The organism is Sphingobium wenxiniae, from assembly GCF_007830065.1.
GTDB lineage: Bacteria > Pseudomonadota > Alphaproteobacteria > Sphingomonadales > Sphingomonadaceae > Sphingobium > Sphingobium wenxiniae.
The window spans coordinates 168,723-184,294 of sequence record NZ_VLKK01000005.1 but is presented as its reverse complement, the minus strand read 5'-3'; the positions used below and the strand labels follow the sequence as shown (position 1 = coordinate 184,294).

Annotated in this window: 15 protein-coding genes; 5 read left to right on the top strand and 10 right to left on the bottom strand. The window is 66.0% G+C overall.

Annotation, left to right across the window (positions count from 1 at the left end; all coding sequences use genetic code 11):
- Positions 1 to 37: 37 nt before the first annotated feature.
- From IQ35_RS08960 to IQ35_RS08940, 5 genes are all read right to left on the bottom strand, one after another.
- On the bottom strand, positions 38 to 691 hold the full coding sequence (locus tag IQ35_RS08960) for an outer membrane protein (RefSeq protein WP_021243284.1): 654 nt from the start codon (positions 689 to 691) through the stop codon (positions 38 to 40).
- Between the two features lie 186 nt (positions 692 to 877).
- Entirely contained in the window at positions 878 to 5,062 is a 4,185-nt protein-coding gene (locus IQ35_RS08955) for a translocation/assembly module TamB domain-containing protein (protein ID WP_145072759.1), read from the bottom strand.
- Positions 5,062 to 7,107: an autotransporter assembly complex protein TamA gene (locus IQ35_RS08950; protein ID WP_145072757.1), complete on the bottom strand. Its 2,046-nt coding sequence runs from the start codon at positions 7,105 to 7,107 to the stop codon at positions 5,062 to 5,064. Before IQ35_RS08950 ends, IQ35_RS08955 begins: the two co-directional genes overlap by 1 nt.
- Positions 7,108 to 7,189: 82 nt before the next feature.
- Positions 7,190 to 7,669: a DUF1465 family protein gene (locus IQ35_RS08945; RefSeq protein WP_021243287.1), complete on the bottom strand. Its 480-nt coding sequence runs from the start codon at positions 7,667 to 7,669 to the stop codon at positions 7,190 to 7,192.
- 83 nt (positions 7,670 to 7,752) lie between these two features.
- Positions 7,753 to 7,932, bottom strand: coding sequence for a YdcH family protein (locus IQ35_RS08940; RefSeq protein WP_031290372.1), 180 nt, complete (start codon positions 7,930 to 7,932; stop codon positions 7,753 to 7,755).
- Between the two features lie 191 nt (positions 7,933 to 8,123).
- Here IQ35_RS08940 and IQ35_RS08935 point away from each other — a divergent pair, with 191 nt between their 5' ends.
- Positions 8,124 to 8,282 carry a YdcH family protein gene (locus IQ35_RS08935; RefSeq protein ID WP_081659611.1) on the top strand — a complete coding sequence of 53 codons (159 nt, stop codon included), beginning with the start codon at positions 8,124 to 8,126 and terminating at the stop codon, positions 8,280 to 8,282.
- Between the two features lie 176 nt (positions 8,283 to 8,458).
- On the opposite strand, the gene IQ35_RS08930 is transcribed toward IQ35_RS08935, so the two are convergent.
- The 5 genes from IQ35_RS08930 to IQ35_RS08910 all read right to left on the bottom strand — a co-directional run bounded on the left by IQ35_RS08930 (position 8,459) and on the right by IQ35_RS08910 (position 11,285).
- Positions 8,459 to 8,824, bottom strand: a complete 366-nt coding sequence (locus tag IQ35_RS08930) for a PilZ domain-containing protein (protein ID WP_145072755.1) — start codon at positions 8,822 to 8,824, stop codon at positions 8,459 to 8,461.
- 72 nt (positions 8,825 to 8,896) lie between these two features.
- Positions 8,897 to 9,361, bottom strand: coding sequence for an RNA polymerase-binding protein DksA (gene dksA, locus IQ35_RS08925; protein ID WP_031290373.1), 465 nt, complete (start codon positions 9,359 to 9,361; stop codon positions 8,897 to 8,899).
- 561 nt (positions 9,362 to 9,922) lie between these two features.
- Complete coding sequence (locus IQ35_RS08920) at positions 9,923 to 10,360, bottom strand: hypothetical protein (protein ID WP_145072753.1); 438 nt, start codon at positions 10,358 to 10,360, stop codon at positions 9,923 to 9,925.
- A gap of 15 nt (positions 10,361 to 10,375) precedes the next feature.
- On the bottom strand, positions 10,376 to 10,702 hold the full coding sequence (locus tag IQ35_RS21450) for a hypothetical protein (RefSeq protein ID WP_021243293.1): 327 nt from the start codon (positions 10,700 to 10,702) through the stop codon (positions 10,376 to 10,378).
- A 142-nt stretch (positions 10,703 to 10,844) separates the two neighbouring features.
- Positions 10,845 to 11,285 (bottom strand): host attachment family protein, encoded by a 441-nt coding sequence (locus IQ35_RS08910; RefSeq protein WP_145072751.1) that lies wholly within the window; start codon positions 11,283 to 11,285, stop codon positions 10,845 to 10,847.
- A gap of 87 nt (positions 11,286 to 11,372) precedes the next feature.
- On the opposite strand from IQ35_RS08910, the gene serS reads away from it, so the two are divergent.
- The 4 genes from serS to IQ35_RS08890 are packed head-to-tail and all read left to right on the top strand — an operon-like array spanning position 11,373 to position 15,560.
- Positions 11,373 to 12,650: a serine--tRNA ligase gene (gene serS / locus IQ35_RS08905; protein WP_145072749.1), complete on the top strand. Its 1,278-nt coding sequence runs from the start codon at positions 11,373 to 11,375 to the stop codon at positions 12,648 to 12,650.
- A 23-nt stretch (positions 12,651 to 12,673) separates the two neighbouring features.
- On the top strand, positions 12,674 to 13,438 hold the full coding sequence (gene surE / locus IQ35_RS08900) for a 5'/3'-nucleotidase SurE (RefSeq protein WP_145072748.1): 765 nt from the start codon (positions 12,674 to 12,676) through the stop codon (positions 13,436 to 13,438).
- Between the two features lie 50 nt (positions 13,439 to 13,488).
- On the top strand, positions 13,489 to 14,499 hold the full coding sequence (locus tag IQ35_RS08895) for a M23 family metallopeptidase (RefSeq protein ID WP_145072746.1): 1,011 nt from the start codon (positions 13,489 to 13,491) through the stop codon (positions 14,497 to 14,499).
- Entirely contained in the window at positions 14,496 to 15,560 is a 1,065-nt protein-coding gene (locus IQ35_RS08890; RefSeq protein ID WP_021243298.1) for a potassium channel family protein, read from the top strand. Before IQ35_RS08895 ends, IQ35_RS08890 begins: the two co-directional genes overlap by 4 nt.
- Positions 15,561 to 15,572: the final 12 nt, after the last annotated feature.

Sequence of the window (15,572 nt, the reverse complement as noted above, 5' to 3'; positions counted from 1 at the left end):
TGGAGGGGACGGAAACCACCCGCCCCCTCCCCGTTCGTCAGAAGCGGTAGCCGACGCTGGCGACAACCTGATGACGATCTGTGTCGACATCGAAATTGCGACTGGTCGCGCCGTCATCGAAGCGAATCCGGCCCTTATTATAGTTGGAATAGCGATATTCCACCTTGGCGAAGGTGTTGGTGTTGATGGCGCGCTCCACGCCCGCGCCGATGCGCCAGCCGTCCAGCTTGAACGCGGTATTGGTGGTCTCGTCGGTGTCGCCCGCCAGCACCTTGAGCTTGCTGTTGGTATAACCGCCCTTCACATAAACCAGCGTCGCCGGGTCCGCCAGGATACCGGCGCGCGCACCGATATAAAGGTCGCGGCCCTGCTTGACTCGGCCGAAGCCGAAGTCATCGGTGAAGTCGTAGCGGCTGCTCTTGGCGGTGGAATTCGTGAATTCGCCTTCCACGCCGACCACGGCGCTGCCGAGGTTCACGTCATAACCCGCGCCCACACCGTAAAGCAGGCCGTCGATCGACTGGTCGTTGCGGCCATTGTCATTGTCGACGTCGCTGCCCGCGCCGACATGGTCATAGCCCAGGATCGCTTCGACGCGCGGGCCGGTGAAGGTCGGGCCGACGTCCTGCGCGAGAGCCGGGGAGGCGACTGCGCCGCCGGCGAGAAGGGTTGCGACGATTATCTTTCGCATAAAAATACTCCGTTTTCCTTATTCTTTCCGCCCGAAGGCGGTGAGAGTGTGAAAGCGGAGCAACGCCGTTGGTTGCATGAACCTAAGATAAACAACAACTTATGTGACCCATATGCCACAGTTGGGGACAGCCTGTCGTGGAACCGTTCCGTAATCGGGATCAGGCGAACCGGGCGGATGCGCCTGTCAATAATCCTTCGACACGCGCACATTCGCGCTTTCGCGGCCCAGCGTGGAGATCGCCCCCAGCAACGACAGCCACCGCGTCACCTGATATTCGATGCGTGTGGCGGAATAGCCCTGCCCATCGGTAATCAGTTCCACATAGGTCTTGCGCGTCAGATATTTGCCCGCCGCGATGGACGTCCCCTGTCCCTGCGTCGGATCGGCGGCCAAGATACGCAAGCGATCCAACCCCGCCGCCCTGCGCACCGCATTGATGGGGTCAAGCCCGCCCCCGCCCTGCAGCGACCCCACCGCCGAAGCGAGCTGCAACGCTTCGGGCGCGGACAGGTTGGTGATCGACGTGCCGAACAGGATGCGGGACAGCAGTTCATCCTGCGGCAGGGCGGGAACGCTGGTGAAGCCGATGTCCGGCGACAGGCCGGTCCCGCCGACATGGATCGTCGCGCTGAGGTCCGCCACATCCGCCTCCGCCGTGATGTCGAGCGTGGGATTGACAGGCGTGCGGCCGTCGAACTGGATCAGCCCTTCGCGAAGCTCGAACCGGCGGCCCGCAAATTCATAGCCGCCGCGCACCAGTTGCGCCGTCCCGGCGATGGCGGGATTCGTCACCGTGCCGCCCAGGTCCAGATTGGCCCGCCATTCGCTGTCGAGACCAAGGCCGGTCACCATCAGGCGATTGCGCGCCTGCGCCTTGACCGCCAGCGTCCAGGGCGCATCGTTGCGCGGACGCTCGATCTCCTCGCCCCGGCGGTTGATCTCCACCACCTTGAGTTGCGGAAGCTGCGCCACCGCAGCCGCCCGGCCCAGCGTGAAGCGGCTCTTGATCAGCTTGAGGTTGCCGCCAATCGTGCCGCCCGAACCGTCCGACCGCAGCGTGATCGGTCCCGTCACCGTCGCGCCCAGATCGTCGCGATCGAGCAGCGTGGCATTGTCCGCCTGCAAGTTGAGGTCCATGCCGACGCCCGCCGTGCCCTTGAAGGTGAAGCTGCCGGTCCCCACCACCGATCCGCCGTTGCGCGCCGCCGCGGCGAAGCTGGAGATGACGAGCCGGTCCCCCGAAAAGCGGCCCCGCGCCTTGACCCCGCTCAGCCGCATTCCCGTGACGGGACTGTTGATCGCGACATTGTCGGTGGACAGCGTCCCCGCGATCGCCGGCTGGCCCAGCGTGCCCCTGACGTCGGCGGCCACGCTCACCGGCCCCGCTATGTCGACGATCTCCACGCCCGTCAGCCGCCAGAGCGTATCGGCCGCGCCGGCATAGCGAAGCTGCGCGAACAGGGGCGCGCGGTTCAGCCGCTCGGCGAGGCTGCCCTCGCGTCCCAGCGGAGCCAGCAACGCCTGCGCCCGGCCGATGGTGCGCCCGTCCGACACGAAGATCATGCGCGTCGCCAGCCGATCCTGATCGAGCACGCCGTTGACGCCCACATCGACCGGACGGGAACTGAGCGACAGGCCGGAACGCGACAGCCCGCGGACGCGCAATTCGACCTTGCCCGTGGACATGCCGCCGCGCGGCTTGGCATAGCTGAGCGTGCCGGTCGCCACGCCGCCAAGGCCCAGATTGTCATAGGCGATGTCCAGCAAGGACAGCGGCAGCGTCTGCATCCGCGCCTCTATGGCGACCATCTCGCCGCCCAGGTCGCCGGCAAGCTGCAACGATCCCCCGGCATAACGGATGGTGGCGGGCGACAGATGCCAGCCCCCCTCCGCCCGCGTCAGCAGGGCCGCGCGGGCCAGCCGGATCGGCTTGCGGTCGATGGTCCCGCTGGCGGACAGGCCGATCCGGTCCGGTTCCACCTGCGCTTCGCCTTGCAGATCGAACAGGCGTCCGCGTTGCCCCGAAAGACTGCCGCGCACCGTGCCCCTGCCGTCCACCAGCTTCGCCGTGCCCGCCATGCGGCCCAGCAATATTCCGCCCATGCGCAAGCCCTGCGCCTGCACCGTCGCGTCGATGGACGTGCCGTCCGGGTCGAGCAATATGGCCGCATCCAGCTTGCCCCGCCCTACCGCGATAGCGGTCGGCCCGTCGAAGCTCGCGCGGTTGGCGGCAAGGTGCAGCAGCAACTGCTGGACTCCGTTCACGGGCCGGAAGCCGACCGTGCCCGTCACCGGCCCCGCCACCACAAGCTGTCCGTCCAGCCCGCCGGTTACGGGGCGGATATCGCCGCCGGCCGTCGCGCCCGAAACGGCGAGCCGGGCCACGCGCACGACCGCCTGCCCATTCGGAGGTAGCAGGATCGCGCCGTTGCCGGTGAACGGTCCCAGCGTCGATCCGCCTTCCGCCGTGAAGGCATAGCCCGTCTCGTCGGGATCGAAGCGCGCCTTCACCTCCCGCAGGCCCAGCGCATCCATGGGACGATGCAGCAGCAGGTCCACCGCCGGCCGGTCGATCTTGCCATCCAGCACGAGATCGAGCGGCCCATATTGGCCGTGCCGCCCGCCTCCTTCAAAATGGAACGTCCCGTTGCGGCGGCGATAGCCGTCGGCATTCAGCGTCAGCAGCGGCGATTCCAGGCGCAACGCGCTGAAACGCAACTGCCCGTCCGGTCCCAGCGCGAGCGCGCTCCGGACCGTCGGCAGGCCGCCGCCCAGCGTGCGAAGAAAGCTGTTGTCCAGCCGCCGCATCCGCGCCAGCGCATGACCGCCGAGGCTGAAGGCGCCCTTCGGTCCCGGCACGGCGCGCAGCTTCGACGTCAGGTCGATCAGCCCCAGCCCACGGATCAGCAGCCCGTTGATCTGCCCGTCCAGCCCGAAATCGTAACGCCCGCTCTTGAGGTCCGCCACCATCACCAGCCGCCCGCGCAGCCGGTCGGAGCGGATCTGCATGGGATTGCTGACGATCTGCTGCCCCTTCAATTGCAGCACGCCGTCCAGCGCGAAGTTGCGGAAGATGCCTTCGACCAGTTCCCCCTGCCCGTCCAGCCGCCGCGCCCGCAGGCGCACGGGGATCAGCGCCGGCCCCTTCGCCGCCTTGCGCCCCTTCCCATCGGCGCGCAGGTCGCTGATGACGGTCTTGTCAAACGCCAACTGCCGCGCCGTCAGCAGATATTCATAGCCGGGAGTGGCGAAGGGACCGTCCAGACGGATGCGCGCCGCCACGTCGCGTCCCCGCATGTTCCGCAGCAGCGCTTCGGGCCGCGCCAGCTTCATGTCCACCAGCATATTGTCGAGCGCGTTGTTCCGCAGATCGATGGCGCCGTCCGCATGGAGGTCGATGGCGGCGGAGCGCAACGACAGCGTGCCGTCGATCACCCGATCCTCCATGCTGCCGTCCGCCTTCACCGCAAGGCGCGGGGTGGCCAATCTTTCGAACAGGCCGTTGCCCGCCAGCGCAGGCCCCTGGATGGAGCCGGTCGCGCCATAGCGCCCCTTGCGCGCCGTCAAGGCAAGGTCGATCACCGGCTGGCCGTCCAGCGTTCCGGCAAGCTGCCCGTCCCAGCGCGTCCAGCTTCCCTTGCCGTGAACGCGCAGATTGGCGTCCTGCTTCAAGCCCGCCATCGCCGCCAGCACGCCGCCCCTGGGCGCGTTCATCGTGACTTCCAGGTCGAACCTGTCGTCGTCCGGGCGGCTGTCGAGCGCGACGTTGAGCGCATCGTCCCCGTTCAGCACGCGCGCGGACAGGTCGATGACCGCGCGCCCGCCGCGAATGTCCGCGTCGCCGTTCAGCGTCGCTTCCTGCGCCCGGCCCGTGATGGAGGGGTCTATCGCCAATCGGCCGACCGACAACTGCATCAGGCGGATGTCGAAGCCCGGCAATATCGGCCCCTCGCGCTTGCCGGGGTTGAGCCTGGGCAATTTGTGCAGCGTGGCACGCGGAATCGCCAGCCGGTCGATATCCAGCCGGTTTGAGAGCCAGGCGAAGGGCCACCAGTCCAACTCCACGCGGGGCGCATCGAAGAAGCGTCCCTTGGGGTCGGAAAGCTCCAACCCGTGCAGCACCGCCCGGCGATAGATGCTGCCGTCGATCCGCTCGACCCGGATGCGCAGGCCCGAAGGCGGGCTGATGGCGGCGATACGCGACACGAGGAAACGATGCCCCGAAGACGTGTCCAGCCACGCCAGCGCACCCACGACGATCAGCAGCAGCGCCGCGAGGATGGCGGTCGCCCAGCGCTGCCACCGTCCGTCCCACGCCCGGCGGGGCCGGGGCGGCGGGATTGCTTCCTCGGGCTGATCGTCGGCCATCAGAAGGCCTGCCCCAGCGACACATAGACCGCGATCTTCGGATCGCCGCTCTGCGGGTTGATCGGCGTGCCGACGTCGACGCGGATCGGCCCGAAGCTGCTGTAGTAGCGCACGCCCATGCCCGCCCCGATCCGCAGGTCGCGGAAGCGCGGCACGAAACTGGTCGAGATATTGCCCGCGTCGATAAAGGGGACGACCCCGAAATTGCCGAAGCGCACCCGCGCCTCCAACGAGAATTCAGCGAGGCTCTTGCCGCCCACCGGATCGTCGTCCGGGCCATAGCGCGGCCCGATCTTCTGATAGCCATAACCGCGCACCGACGCGCCCCCGCCCGCATAGAAACGCCGCGACGGCGCGATCCGGTCCACCGTCGATCCCAATATGGTGCCCAGCCGCGTCCGTGCCGCCAGCACCACCCGCTCGCCGACCGGCTGATAGGCGCTGCCGTCCAGCTGTACCCGCGCATAACCGAAGGTGCCGCTCTGGAAGGACAGTTCCGGGCTGAACCGGCCCCCCAGCCGGAAGCCCTTGGTCGGGTTCAGCAGGTCGTCGCTGCCGTCATAGGTGAGGCTCAATGGCACCGCCCCGATGAAGAAGGTGCGCCGGTCCCCGCCGCTGAAGAAATCCGCCTCATCCGACGCGATGATTTCCGCGCCGATGCGCCACACCCACTTCTTCTGGAACAGGATGTTCGTCTGCCGCTCCAGCCCGCCCGCCACGGTGATGGTGCGCGCATCATAGGCGTCGCGCTTGATGTTGCTGACCGACAGCAGCCCGGTGAGCACATTGTCCCGGCGATGGAAATTGTTGCGGCGATAGAGCACGCTCGCCGTCTGCTCCTGCGTGCCGACGACGCCCCGCAGCGTCACCGCGCCTTCGGGTGGAAACAGGTTGCGATGCTGCCAGCTCACCTCTGCGCGATAGCCTTCGCCCGTGCCGTAGCCCAGTTCGCCCGCAACGGTGCGGAGCGGTGCGGGACGCACCTGCACGTCCAGGTCGACATGCTCGCCATCGCCCGCTTCCTTTGGGGTCAGCGTCACGGTGGAGACAAGGCCCGTCGCCACGATGGCGCGGCGCAGATCCTCCACGTCCGACGCCATATAGATGTCGTCCCGGTCGAACCGCGCGATTTCATAGAGATGCGGGGCCTTGAACAGCGTGTTGTCGTTGAGGATGATATTGCCGAAGGTGCGATAGCCGCCCGGGGTCACGACGATGTCCAGTTCGCCCTTGCGCTCCTCATGGTCGATCCGCACTTCCGGCTCGTCGACCTTGGCGAAGGGGAAGCCGCTTTCGGCCAGCGCCGTGGACAGCGAATCACGCCCCGCCAATATCCGGTCCGCGTCCACCGGATCGCCCGCCTTCACCGGAAAAGCCTCCCGCAGCCTGGGTTCGCGCGGTCCCGTCTCCGCCAAACCGATGAGGTCGACGGAGGACAGCAGATATTGCGTCCCCGGCACGACATCGAACCGCACCTGAAGGCGGTCGGTTCCGGCGGGCGGCGGCGACACGGACCCGCGGATGTGCGCGGCATAATAGCCCTTGGCGCGCAGCAACTGGTCCAGAAGCTCGCCATCCTCCTTCACCCGCCGGTTGATCTGCGCCAGGTTGGCGCGACGGCGTTCGCCCTGCGACAGGGTGGACAATTCCTTGAAGCGCATGTCGAACTGCTCGTCGGCGATGCCGTCCAGGCCGCTCAGCGACACCTTGTAGCGCCGCTCCTCGCCCGCGTCGGTGAAGACGGGATTCTGCTCGGCGGCATCTTCCGCCTCCGGCGCTTCGACCATGGCGTCCCCTTCCGGAACGGCGGCGTCGGCGCGGGGATCGGCAGGCAGAGGCTCGACCGTATCGGGCTGTCCCATGTCGGGCCAGTCGATGCCGATATCAGGCATGGGATCAAGCGCGGGCGCCTCCTCCTGCACGGGCGGAGGCGCGCTTTGCGCGTGAACGGCGCAAGGCGCGACCAGCAGCAGCGGCGCGAGGGCAAGCCGTGCGGCGTGCGGGCAACCTGAATGGCGGCGACGGGTCCGCAAGCCGTTGGTCATGCGCCTGATCTAGACCAGATGCGGTGCACAATGCCAGCCAAGAAGCGCGCCGGAAACATCGTTCATCGCAGCCGCGCACCTTTCAGAAAGACGTGCTGAGCCGTTCCATCAGCGCGCGCGCGGGACTTTCCCGTTCCCCGCCGTCCAGACGCAGCATCAGGTCGATCCGTTCCTGAAGCCGCGCCACGCGGTCATAGAGTTCCTGGCTCGCATCGACCAGCGACCGCGCCGCGAACGGAAAGGCGGCGGACAGGTCCGCGTCGCTTTGCGCCGCCACGCCCAGACGATATTTCTCCTCCCCCAGCTCTCCATCGCCGATCTCGCCCCGCTGCCACGCCCGCTGGCTCAGCAGCCAGGCGATGATGTGCATCAGGCGCGTCGTCACCTTGAGCGACTCACAGGCGAAAGCCACGCGCTGCAACGGATCGTCCGTCAGGTCTTCAGGCAATGCGCTGGAATCGAAATAGGAACGCGCCTCATCCGCCATCACCATGGCTTCCAGATAGAGGCCGTCCACCAGACGCCGGTGCAATCCCCGATCAAGCGATGCTGCTTTTCCCATATCGCCTAGCTGGCATAGTCTTCGCGCTTTGTCAGGCCCGCGCGCGCGCCGTGGAACCGCTGTCCCATTCAGGGGCGGTCGGTTCAGGCGATGATATCCGGCACCAGCGCATCTTCCAGCAGCGTCATTTCATCGCGCAGCCGCAGCTTGCGCTTCTTCAGCCGGGCGACCTGCATCTGATCGCCCGCCCCCGAATCGACCAGTGCGGAAATCGCGCTGTCGAGATCGCGATGCTCGACGCGAAGGATTTCCAATCGACGCATGATGTCTTCCCGGCTCACCGCACCCGCTTTCCCGAACCCCTTCCGCAACAGCCGCCCGTTGATAGCCTGCCGCGCCCATGCGGGCCATCGCAAATTTTCGCGCGTCCCATCGCAAAGCCTCGATACCCCCGAGACAAGCGGGGCGATTCATGATCTACTTCGTCATCCATCACCCTCGTCAGGAGAATGTCATGGAAAACAGCCACGTTTCCGCTCTTTCAGCCAAGCATGCCGGTCTTGAAGCACGAATCAAGGCCGAGACGAGTCGCCCCATGCCGGACAGTTCGCTCGTCGCTTCGCTCAAGAAGCAGAAATTACGGTTGAAGGAGGAGATGGCGGCGCAACACTGAGCGCAGCCGTCGATCATGGCGGGCTTCATCGGATGGAGATGAAGCCCGGCCAGATAAAGCCCCGTTCGCACGGGGCTTTTTATTTGCATTATGCGGCTTGCGCACCTGCGCTGATGGGCAGGTAAGGGTGGAAAGCAGCCGCCGACAGACCGAAGGCCTTAAAAGCCAACCGCGTCTCAGCGGGCGCGCATGGGATAGCTGCGCAGATAATCGGGGATCACATGCCTTTCGCCATTGGACACCGGCCGCCGGACCAGATGGGGATCGATCGGCTTGTCGAAAGCGATGCCGATTCTTTCGCCATGGGACCAGGCGACCTGCCCGGCCACGCGGCCCAGGCCCCGCAATTCCAGGATCAGGCGGGTTTCCGCCGCAACCCGCCGTTCGCACTCGGCCATCAGCCCGGTGGCAGACAGGTTGCGGACCCGCGCCTGGCAAAGCGGCACGCCATCGTCCCTGACAAGATTCGTCAGCAGAAAAAGGCTGTCGCGCGGCGACGTCCTGGCCGGGCCGCGCTCCAAACCGTCCTGATCCCTGTCCATCGACCGATCCGCCACATATATCCGTTGAGGGGCCGGATCATTGCCAGCGGCACATGGACAAAGCGTTAATCGTCAGTCGTCGCGCGAAATCTTTTCCTGCCGCTCATGGCGTTCCTGCGCTTCCACCGTCATGGTCGCGATCGGTCGGGCCTCCAGACGGCCCAGCGAGATCGGCTCGCCGGTCACTTCGCAATAGCCATATTCGCCCTCGTCGATACGGCGCAGCGCGGCGTCGATCTTGGAAATGAGCTTGCGCTGGCGGTCGCGGGTGCGCAGTTCGATCGACCAGTCCGTCTCGCTCGACGCGCGGTCGTTGAGGTCCGGTTCGCGCAGCGGCTCATTCTGGAGAACGGCGAGCGTTCCTTCCGCCTCCGTGAGGATCTGCTTCTTCCAGTCCCACAGGCGCTGCCGGAAATATTCCAGTTGCAGCGGGTTCATGAAGTCCTCGTCCGGGGAAGGACGATAGTCGGGGGGGAGTGTTACAGCCGATTTCGGCGGCTTGTCGCCGTCTTTATCGGAATTCAAAACCGATGCCATCTGGCTCTCCGACTCGATTGGCCCCGGCGCTGAAAGGACCGGGCGGCCATTCCTTATGATTGGGCGCCCTAATAACCATCGGCGTCAGGCGACACAAGCGAACATTCTCCGTTCCTTACCGCCCTTCGCCTGTCCATTTCCCCGCGGGGAAAAAGGATGCGCCGAGTCTCGCGGAGACCAGGACGGGAACCCTGGATTAATTTCACGCCGTCGTCCTGTTCCATAGTGGGACGTTAACCATATCCGCCCATGCAAATGCGTAAATCTCCTCGACTCCAGGACGACAATCAGGGTTAACGGCGTTGCAGTTAACGCTTTATTTTGCGTTCCTGCCCATAGGGGAAACCCCGCCGCGCCCTTCACTGGGCCATGCCAGCGACGGGGGGACCAGGGGATAAAGGAAAAGAGCAAACCTATGTCGGTACGGATGGCATTGGCAAAATTATGCGCCTGCACTTGCGGCGGAGCGATCATTGGCGGGGGAGCCGTCCATGTCGCGGAAAGCGCGCGTCCAGCGGTGGTGCACAGCACCAAGAGCGTCAAAGCCGCGCCCAAGAAACGCTATGCGGTCCGCACGGTGAAGCGCAAGGTCGTGAAGACCGTGACCGCCTGTGCGCCCTCGACCGTCACGGTGACGACGCAGGCCGCGCCCATCCCCCTGCCCGCCCCCATGCCGCCGGCTGAAATGCCGATGATCTCGGGCGGTTCGGCCGTTCCGGTCGTCATGGGCGGCGGCTTCGGCGGATTTGGCGGCGGCGGTTTCATCGGCGGCTTCTTTGGCGGCGGCGGCAGCGGCGGCGGCGGTTCCGTCGTCATTTCCTCCACCACCAGCTCGACCGGCGGGCCGGTCACATCCACAAGCACATCAACGGGCGGCCCGATCACATCGACCAGCACCTCGACCGGCGGCCCGATTATCAGCACGTCATCATCGTCGTCGTCCTCTTCATCCTCTTCGTCGTCATCTTCCAGCTCATCGAGCAGTTCGAGCGGCGGCAAGGGATCGAGCGGAGGTCACCACCATGGTTCGAACGGCGGATCGTCCAGCTCCTCCAGTTCCTCCTCCAGTTCATCGAGCAGCAGCTCCTCATCGAGCTTCGGCACCAACAGCAGCGGCAGTTCAAGTTCCTCCAGTTCCTCGTCGAGCAGTTCGTCCTCCTCCTCCAGCAGTTCGGGCGGCAGCTCCGGCAGCACCGGAGGCACGGACGTTCCCGCGCCGCCGATGATCCTGCTGTTCGGCGCGGGCGCGGTGGCGCTGGTGGCGCGCCGCCGCTTCGCCGACCGGAAGGCGAAGGCCGCGGCCTGATCATGCAATGATCGCTTGCGGCCATTTTCCGCCATTCCATATCCGTCATCGGGGGGAATGACCGCAAACCGCCAATAACCACCGTTCGGCGCAGAGGTTTGCGACCTGCGCAATCGCCCAAAGAAAGGCCAGAGCCGGTCGACAGCCCGCCCTTTCCCTGTTTTGCGCGATAACGGATCAGCTTTCGGAGATGATCCTTTCGATCTCCGGCACGGGATGGTTGGACAGGTCTTTTGCGATCTCTCCGGCCAGGCGGCTCTGGACCTCCTTGTGATAATGTTTCCGCATTTCGCCCAAGGCGGTGGGCGGCGCGACCACGATCAGCTTCTGATATTCATTGGCCAGCGCACGGCGCTTGAGCATATCGGCCGCTTCCGCCGCGAAACGGCTTTCCTCCAGATCGTGAAAATCCGTCTGCTCCATGGCGCTGCGATGGCCGCCGACGGAATTGAAGGCCCGCCCCGGCGCGTCCGAAGCCTGATCGCGGTCGGCGGGATTGTCCTGTTCCTTCACCACCTCTGTTTCCAGATGGGGGAAATCGCCATCCCCCTTGTTACGAAACAACAATATCTTCCGCCCGTCCGCCACGAGCACCATCGCGTCATGATCGATCCGCATCGCCATCTCCTCTTACCGATTCCTGTCACCAACGGATGGCGGCGCCCAGGGTTGCGCGGCTGATCGCGGAACGGCATAGGCGGTCCCATGCACGACATCCGCTTCATCCGCGAAAACCCCGCCGCCTTCGACGCCGCGCTCGCCCGCCGGGGCCTCGATCCGCTCTCCGCCGGGATACTGGCGGTCGATGAGCGCAGCCGGGCGATCAAGACCGAATTGCAGCAGGGCCAGGCCCGCCGCAACGAAGCGAGCAAGGCCATCGGTCAGGCCATGGCCGCCAAGGACGTGGACAAGGCCGAAAGCCTGAAGGCCGAGGTTGCCGCGCTCAAGGACCGGATGCCCGCTCTGGAGGCGGAGGACCGGGAAACCGGCGAGGCGCTTCAGGCAATGCTGGCCGCCATCCCCAACCTTCCCGCCAACGACGTGCCGGATGGGGACGATGAAGCGTGCAATGTGGAAATCGGCCGCTGGGGCGAGCCGCGCCACTTCCCCTTCACCCCGCAGGACCATGCCGATTTCGGCCCAGCGCTGGGGCTGGATTTCGAGGGCGCGGCGGCATTGTCGGGCGCCCGTTTCGCCGCGCTGCGCGGCCAGATGGCGCGGCTGCACCGGGCGCTGGCGCAATTCATGCTCGACCGCCAGTCGGGCGAAAATGGCTATGAGGAAGTGAACCCGCCGCTGCTGGTCCGCGACGAAGCGCTGTTCGGCACGGGGCAGCTTCCCAAGTTCGCCGAAGACCTGTTCCGCACCACCGACGGCCGCTGGCTGATCCCCACGGCGGAGGTCAGCCTGACCAATCTCGTGCGCGAGCAGATCGTGGCGGCGGAAAGCCTGCCGATGCGCCTCACCGCGCTCACCCCCTGCTTCCGCTCCGAAGCGGGATCGGCGGGCCGCGACACGCGCGGCTTCATCCGCCAGCACCAGTTCGAGAAGGTGGAGTTGGTCGCGATCTGCAAGCCCGAAGACTCCGGCGCCGAACATGAACGCATGTGCGCGGCGGCGGAGGGCATATTGCAGGCGCTGAACCTGCCTTATCGCAAGATGCTGCTGTGCACCGGCGACATGGGCTTTTCCGCGCGCAAGACCTATGACCTTGAAGTCTGGCTGCCCAGCCAGCAGACCTATCGCGAGATCAGTTCCGTATCGAACTGCGGCGATTTCCAGGCGCGGCGCATGAACGCCCGCTTCAAGCCGGAGGGGGAGAAGCAGACTCGCTTCCTCCACACGCTGAACGGATCGGGGCTGGCGGTCGGCCGCACGCTGGTTGCCGTGCTGGAAAATTACCAGCAGGAGGACGGCAGCGTCATCGTGCCGGAAACGCTCGCGCCCTATATGGGCGGCATCACCCGGCTGCGGCCGAGATGAGGATTTGAAGCGGTAGATAGTCGATGCGTATCCTGCTCACCAACGACGATGGCGTTCATGCTCCGGGCCTCAAGGTGCTGGAGGAGATCGCGCGCACGCTGTCCGACGACATCTGGATCGTCGCCCCGCATGAGGAACAGTCGGGCGCGGGCCACAGCCTGACGCTCACCCGCCCCTTGCGCATCCGCAAGCATGGCGAGAGGCATTACAGCGTCACCGGCACGCCCACCGACGCCGTGATGCTGGCGGTCGGCCATCTGATGAAGGACTGCAAACCCGATCTGGTGCTGTCGGGCGTCAATCGCGGCGCCAACCTGGCCGAGGACGTGACCTATTCGGGCACCGTCTCCGCCGCGATGGAAGGGGCGATTTCCGGCATCCGCTCCATCGCGCTCAGTCAGGTCTATTCGCGCGAGGGCATGGGCGACGCGGTCCCCTTCGCCACCGCGCGCGCCTGGGGGGAAAAGGTGCTGCGGCCGCTGATCGCCCTGCCCGCCTCTCCCCGGATGCTGTTCAACGTCAACTTCCCCGCAATCGGGCCGGAAGAGGTCAAGGGCATCCGCGTGGTGCGGCAGGGCTTCCACGATGTAGACCGCACAGCCATCGTCGAAGGCGTCGATCCGCGCGGCTATCGCTATTACTGGTTCGGGCTTGGCACCAGCGACGCCGTGCCCGAAGGCACCGACCTTGCGGCCATCGCGGAGGGGTATGTGACGGTGACGCCGCTGCATTACGACCTGACGCAGGACAGCGCCATGGCCGCCGCCGCCGAAGCCTTTGCGGGCTGATCGTCCGGCGGGGATGACAAGGCGGCGGCGGCACGGCTAGAAAGAAAGCGATGCCGCGCACGCCGATGCTCCTTCCCTGTGGCTTTTTCCTGGCGGCGGGCCTTGCGGCCACGGCGGCCGCGCGCGAAACAGGCGAAGCGCCCGTCCGCCTGATCGAAAGCCAGCCCGTGTGGAAAGCGCAGCAGGTGCTGCCCGACGCCGTGACGGTCGCGCCGTCCACCTATGTCGTGAAAGCGGGGGAAACGCTGCGCGGAATCGGCCATCGCAGCGGCGCGGGATCGGAAAGCATCGCGCGCGCCAATGGCCTGCGCTATCCCTATGTCATCCGCGAGGGGCAGAGGCTCGCCATTCCGGGCGGGCGCTATCATCGGGTGTCGGAAGGGGAAACCGGCATCGCCATCGCCGCCGCCTATGGCGTGGCATGGGGCCGGATCGTGGAGATGAATGCGCTGGCGGAACCCTTTATGCTGCGGAACGGACAGCGCCTGCTGCTGCCCGACGATGGCCCGCACGAGCCGCGCACGATGGAGGAACGTGCCGCCGCCTTCCGCATCGACATCGACGATGTGCTGACCGGCGGCCAGCCCGCGAGCGGCAAGGACAAGCCGCCGCCTGCGTCAAGCCAGCCGCGCCCCCTGCCCTCCAACATGCCGATCGCGGAGCCGGCGCGCTTTTCCGGCGGCTTTGCGTGGCCGGTTCGGGGGACTTTGCTGTCGCGCTTCGGACCGGGTGCGGGCGGCGCGCGCAACAACGGGATCGATATCGCCATTCCCGCCGGCACGCCGATCCGGGCGGCCGCCGATGGCGTGGTCGCCTATGCGGGGGACAAGGTGGCGGTGTTCGGCGGCCTGATGCTCGTCAACCATGGCGGCGGCTGGGTCAGCGCCTATGGCCATGCCAGCCGGGTCGACGTGGTGCGCGGGCAGAAGGTGCGCAAAGGCCAGATCATCGGCCTGACCGGCGACAGCGGCTATGCCAGCCATCCGAAACTCCATTTCGAATTGCGTAAGGACAGGATACCGGTCAATCCCGTCGATCATCTGCCGGGACAAGAGCCATGAGGATCAAGCCCCTCCCCTCGCGGTCGCCCACGGCCGGATTCCTGCGGCGGCGCTCGTCCATGCCCGTCTGGGCGGATCTGGCGTGGCGGGTGGCGCTGGTATTCGGGCTGATCGGGCTGGTGCTGCTGATCCACTGGATCGGGCGCGACGGGCTGAGGGACAGTCTGGACAATAATATCAGTTTTGTGGACGTGCTCTATTTCACCACCGTCACGATGATGACGGTGGGCTATGGCGATATCGTTCCGGTCAGTCCGGAAGCCCGGCTGTTCGAAGCGATACTGGTCACGCCGCTCCGATTGTTCGTATGGCTGATCTTCCTGGGAACAGCCTATCATCTCTTTTTCCGCAACATCCTCTACAGGTGGCGCATGGCACGCATTCAGGCCGATCTACGCAACCATATCGTCGTCGCCGGATTTGGCACATCGGGCAGCGAAGCCGTGCGCGAGCTGTTGGCGCGGGGAACCGACGCGCGCGAGATCGTGGTGATCGATCCGTCCGAACGGGCGCTGGCCGAAGCGGAGGATATGGGCTGCAACGTGATGTGCGGCGATTCCACGCGGGACAGGACCCTGAAGGACGTCGCGATCCATCGCGCGCGCAGCATGATCGTTTCGGCGGGGCGGGACGATACGTCGATCCTCATCACGCTGACGGCCCGGCATCTGGCGCCGCGCCTGCCGATCAGCATCGTGGTGCGGAACGAGGATAATGAACTGCCCGCGCGGCAGGCGGGGGCCACCACCGTCATCAATCCGGTGAGCTTTGCCGGGCTGCTGCTGGCAGGGAGCACCAGCGGGCGGCATATCGCGGATTATATGGCTGATCTGGCGGCGTCGGGCGGGCGGGTGAAGCTGAACGAGCGATTCGTGCTGCCCGAGGAGATCGGCAAGCCGCTGTCGGCGATCGCCACGGGCCTGGGCGTGCGGATTTATCGCGGGGATCGGCCCATCGGTTCCGGGGAAGAGGCCGCGCAGCAGCTCCAGACCGGCGACATGATCATCGAAATCGTCGGCAACGTCGGCGAAGAAGAAAGCCCCGATTCGACTCCATTTTAAGCAGGCCGTGAC